Annotated in this window: 1 protein-coding gene; it reads right to left on the bottom strand. The window is 44.6% G+C overall.

Annotated elements, in window-relative coordinates; genetic code table 11:
* Nucleotides 1-161 precede the first annotated feature (161 nt).
* Nucleotides 162-280, bottom strand: a 119-nt coding sequence (locus tag AB4585_RS24385) for an SPOR domain-containing protein (protein WP_372171329.1), incomplete at its 5' end; no start/stop codon positions are given.

Here is a 280-nt window from a genome sequence, read left to right as displayed (position 1 = left end):
ATACTATGGTAGTCACGAGGTTTCCTTCTTATTTCACCAGTGAGATAGAAATAGAATGGGGATCGTCGTAAGCAAATTCAAGGTAAGTGGACTGTAGAGGTAGTACGAGATTGTTCACTCGTCAGAAAAAAGCCCCAGTGATTACTGAGGCTATAAGAGATTTAGTTACCGGTGTCTTTCCAAATAACACAAGGCTCAATCTTGGCGCGTTGCAGTTTATGCTTATCGCGCTCAGCATCTCGCTTGCGATCGTATGGACCCAACACTACGCGATACCAGC

Origin of the sequence: Vibrio sp. 10N.222.49.C9 (assembly GCF_041474985.1) — a bacterium.
Taxonomy (GTDB): Bacteria; Pseudomonadota; Gammaproteobacteria; order Enterobacterales; family Vibrionaceae; genus Vibrio; species Vibrio crassostreae_C.
This window is presented reverse-complemented; position numbering and strand designations above follow the sequence as displayed.